This is a genomic window from Vibrio sp. 704 (assembly GCF_033339295.1).
This window is the reverse complement of the sequence record NZ_JAWOUH010000043.1, coordinates 1-4,112: the sequence shown is the minus strand read 5'-3', so window position 1 is coordinate 4,112 and position 4,112 is coordinate 1. Positions and strand designations below refer to the sequence as shown.

Annotated in this window: 6 protein-coding genes and 1 pseudogene; 5 read left to right on the top strand and 2 right to left on the bottom strand. The window is 39.0% G+C overall.

What is annotated here, in order from left to right; all coding sequences use genetic code 11:
• The 3 genes and pseudogenes from R7R24_RS24150 to R7R24_RS24140 form a co-directional block, all read left to right on the top strand.
• Nucleotides 1-143: pseudogene (locus tag R7R24_RS24150) on the top strand (antibiotic biosynthesis monooxygenase); the annotation flags it as partial.
• Nucleotides 136-522 (top strand): hypothetical protein, encoded by a 387-nt coding sequence (locus R7R24_RS24145; protein ID WP_000460651.1) that lies wholly within the window; start codon nt 136-138, stop codon nt 520-522. The pseudogene R7R24_RS24150 and the gene R7R24_RS24145, both read left to right, overlap by 8 nt.
• A 7-nt stretch (nt 523-529) precedes the next feature.
• Nucleotides 530-1,216 (top strand): ArsR/SmtB family transcription factor, encoded by a 687-nt coding sequence (locus R7R24_RS24140; protein WP_001284954.1) that lies wholly within the window; start codon nt 530-532, stop codon nt 1,214-1,216.
• Here the strand turns inward: R7R24_RS24140 and tetR(B) are convergent.
• Entirely contained in the window at nt 1,194-1,817 is a 624-nt protein-coding gene (tetR(B), locus tag R7R24_RS24135; protein WP_000088605.1) for a tetracycline resistance transcriptional repressor TetR(B), read from the bottom strand. The two genes, R7R24_RS24140 and tetR(B), sit on opposite strands and share 23 nt — an antisense overlap.
• 81 nt (nt 1,818-1,898) lie before the next feature.
• Here tetR(B) and tet(B) point away from each other — a divergent pair, with 81 nt between their 5' ends.
• On the top strand, nt 1,899-3,104 hold the full coding sequence (gene tet(B) / locus R7R24_RS24130; protein WP_010446567.1) for a tetracycline efflux MFS transporter Tet(B): 1,206 nt from the start codon (nt 1,899-1,901) through the stop codon (nt 3,102-3,104).
• 112 nt (nt 3,105-3,216) lie between these two features.
• Here the strand turns inward: tet(B) and tetC are convergent, their stop codons facing one another.
• The gene (gene tetC, locus R7R24_RS24125; RefSeq protein ID WP_000428546.1) at nt 3,217-3,810 is read right to left on the bottom strand and encodes a tetracyline resistance-associated transcriptional repressor TetC; all 594 of its coding nucleotides are present in this window, start codon (nt 3,808-3,810) and stop codon (nt 3,217-3,219) included.
• Nucleotides 3,811-3,897: 87 nt separating this feature from the next.
• Between tetC and R7R24_RS24120 the strand changes: the two genes are divergently transcribed.
• Nucleotides 3,898-4,086, top strand: a complete 189-nt coding sequence (locus R7R24_RS24120) for a hypothetical protein (protein ID WP_199828333.1) — start codon at nt 3,898-3,900, stop codon at nt 4,084-4,086.
• Nucleotides 4,087-4,112: the final 26 nt, after the last annotated feature.

Below are 4,112 nucleotides of genomic sequence, written 5' to 3'. Positions count from 1 at the left end.
ACGCAGTTCTGCAATGGAAAAATCATGTTTTACATGCGAAAGCTCAACAAGAAGGGCGAGAGTCAATATTTGATTTTTACAAAATTAGTATTGCTCATATTACTCGCGAATATTCATTTAAAAAGGACAAGGATAATGTTTGATGTTCACGTTGTTTTAGATAATCAAATAGGACAATTAGCATTACTAGGAAAAACATTAGGTAATAAAGGTATTGGATTGGAAGGGGGAGGGATATTTACGGTTGGTGATGAATGCCATGCTCATTTTCTTGTTGAACAAGGAAAGGAAGCTAAAATAGCGCTAGAGCAAGCTGGACTGTTAGTACTTGCGATCCGGACACCATTAATTCGTAAGTTAAAACAGGAAAAACCGGGGGAACTTGGCGAAATAGCACGAGTATTGGCGGAGAATAACATTAATATTTTAGTGCAATACAGTGACCATGCTAACCAACTGATATTAATAACGGACAATGATAGTATGGCTGCATCTGTTACGCTCCCTTGGGCAATAAAGTGAACTTGCGATGGCTAATTTAATACGAAAAGAGGTTACCTTTGAGTCCTCAATAGCCGCGATAGGGGCGGCTATGTCTGACATTTCACGAGTTAAAATACTCAGTGCTTTGATGGATGGGCGAGCTTGGACGGCCACTGAGCTAAGTTCTGTGGCGAATATATCAGCTTCAACGGCGAGCAGTCATTTATCTAAATTATTAGATTGCCAGCTAATCACAGTAGTAGCTCAAGGCAAGCATCGTTATTTTCGGCTAGCAGGAAAAGATATTGCTGAATTGATGGAAAGTATGATGGGGATCTCCTTAAACCATGGCGTACATGCCAAAGTTTCCACGCCAGTGCATTTACGAAAAGCACGTACTTGCTATGATCATTTAGCTGGCGAAGTTGCCGTTAAGATCTATGATTCCCTTTGTCAACAGCAATGGATCACTGAAAATGGTTCAATGATCACATTAAGTGGTATTCAATATTTTCATGAAATGGGAATTGACGTTCCTTCCAAACATTCACGTAAAATCTGTTGTGCGTGTTTAGATTGGAGTGAACGCCGTTTCCATTTAGGTGGGTACGTTGGAGCCGCATTATTTTCGCTTTATGAATCTAAAGGGTGGTTAACTCGACATCTTGGTTACCGTGAAGTTACCATCACGGAAAAAGGTTATGCTGCTTTTAAGACCCACTTTCACATTTAAGTTGTTTTTCTAATCCGCATATGATCAATTCAAGGCCGAATAAGAAGGCTGGCTCTGCACCTTGGTGATCAAATAATTCGATAGCTTGTCGTAATAATGGCGGCATACTATCAGTAGTAGGTGTTTCCCTTTCTTCTTTAGCGACTTGATGCTCTTGATCTTCCAATACGCAACCTAAAGTAAAATGCCCCACAGCGCTGAGTGCATATAATGCATTCTCTAGTGAAAAACCTTGTTGGCATAAAAAGGCTAATTGATTTTCGAGAGTTTCATACTGTTTTTCTGTAGGCCGTGTACCTAAATGTACTTTTGCTCCATCGCGATGACTTAGTAAAGCACATCTAAAACTTTTAGCGTTATTACGTAAAAAATCTTGCCAGCTTTCCCCTTCTAAAGGGCAAAAGTGAGTATGGTGCCTATCTAACATCTCAATGGCTAAGGCGTCGAGCAAAGCCCGCTTATTTTTTACATGCCAATACAATGTAGGCTGCTCTACACCTAGCTTCTGGGCGAGTTTACGGGTTGTTAAACCTTCGATTCCGACCTCATTAAGCAGCTCTAATGCGCTGTTAATCACTTTACTTTTATCTAATCTAGACATCATTAATTCCTAATTTTTGTTGACACTCTATCATTGATAGAGTTATTTTACCACTCCCTATCAGTGATAGAGAAAAGTGAAATGAATAGTTCGACAAAGATCGCATTGGTAATTACGTTACTCGATGCCATGGGGATTGGCCTTATCATGCCAGTCTTGCCAACGTTATTACGTGAATTTATTGCTTCGGAAGATATCGCTAACCACTTTGGCGTATTGCTTGCACTTTATGCGTTAATGCAGGTTATCTTTGCTCCTTGGCTTGGAAAAATGTCTGACCGATTTGGTCGGCGCCCAGTGCTGTTGTTGTCATTAATAGGCGCATCGCTGGATTACTTATTGCTGGCTTTTTCAAGTGCGCTTTGGATGCTGTATTTAGGCCGTTTGCTTTCAGGGATCACAGGAGCTACTGGGGCTGTCGCGGCATCGGTCATTGCCGATACCACCTCAGCTTCTCAACGCGTGAAGTGGTTCGGTTGGTTAGGGGCAAGTTTTGGGCTTGGTTTAATAGCGGGGCCTATTATTGGTGGTTTTGCAGGAGAGATTTCACCGCATAGTCCCTTTTTTATCGCTGCGTTGCTAAATATTGTCACTTTCCTTGTGGTTATGTTTTGGTTCCGTGAAACCAAAAATACACGTGATAATACAGATACCGAAGTAGGGGTTGAGACGCAATCGAATTCGGTATACATCACTTTATTTAAAACGATGCCCATTTTGTTGATTATTTATTTTTCAGCGCAATTGATAGGCCAAATTCCCGCAACGGTGTGGGTGCTATTTACCGAAAATCGTTTTGGATGGAATAGCATGATGGTTGGCTTTTCATTAGCGGGTCTTGGTCTTTTACACTCAGTATTCCAAGCCTTTGTGGCAGGAAGAATAGCCACTAAATGGGGCGAAAAAACGGCAGTACTGCTCGGATTTATTGCAGATAGTAGTGCATTTGCCTTTTTAGCGTTTATATCTGAAGGTTGGTTAGTTTTCCCTGTTTTAATTTTATTGGCTGGTGGTGGGATCGCTTTACCTGCATTACAGGGAGTGATGTCTATCCAAACAAAGAGTCATCAGCAAGGTGCTTTACAGGGATTATTGGTGAGCCTTAACAATGCAACCGGTGTTATTGGCCCATTACTGTTTGCTGTTATTTATAATCATTCACTACCAATTTGGGATGGCTGGATTTGGATTATTGGTTTAGCGTTTTACTGTATTATTATCCTGCTATCGATGACCTTCATGTTAACCCCTCAAGCTCAGGGGAGTAAACAGGAGACAAGTGCTTAGTTATTTCGTCACCAAATGATGTTATTCCGCGAAATATAATGACCCTCTTGATAACCCAAGAGGGCATTTTTTACGATAAAGAAGATTTAGCTTCAAATAAAACCTATCTATTTTATTTATCTTTCAAGCTCAATAAAAAGCCGCGGTAAATAGCAATAAATTGGCCTTTTTTATCGGCAAGCTCTTTTAGGTTTTTCGCATGTATTGCGATATGCATAAACCAGCCATTGAGTAAGTTTTTAAGCACATCATCATCATAAGCTTTAAGTTGGTTCTCTTGGATCAATTTGCTGACAATGGCGTTTACCTTACCAGTAATGTATTCAAGGCTAATTTTTTCAAGTTCATTCCAACCAATGATAGGCATCACTTCTTGGATAGGGATAAGGTTTTTATTATTATCAATAATATAATCAAGATAATGTTCAAATATACTTTCTAAGGCAGACCAACCATTTGTTAAATCAGTTTTTGTTGTGATGTAGGCATCAATCATAATTAATTGCTGCTTATAACAGGCACTGAGTAATTGTTTTTTATTTTTAAAGTGATGATAAAAGGCACCTTTGGTCACCAACGCTTTTCCCGAGATCTCATCTATTGAAACAGCTTGATAGCCTTTTTCAACAAACAATATTCGTGCTGAGTTAACCAGTGATTGATAGGTACTCTTAAAATTTTCTTGTTGATGATTTTTATTTTCCATGATAGATTTAAAATAACATACCGTCAGTATGTTTATGGTATCATGATGATGTGGTCGTGACAATCTTAAGAACATTTAGGTTATTTTATGTATATTGAACAGCATTCTCGCTATCAAAATAAAGCTAATAACATCCAATTAAGATATGATGATAAGCAGTTTCATACAACGGTTATCAAAGATGTTCTATTATGGATTGAACATAATTTAGATCAGTCTTTACTGCTTGATGATGTGGCGAATAAAGCGGGTTACACCAAGTTATTATCGGCGTAATAAATTATGGGAATTGGAGGCAATGC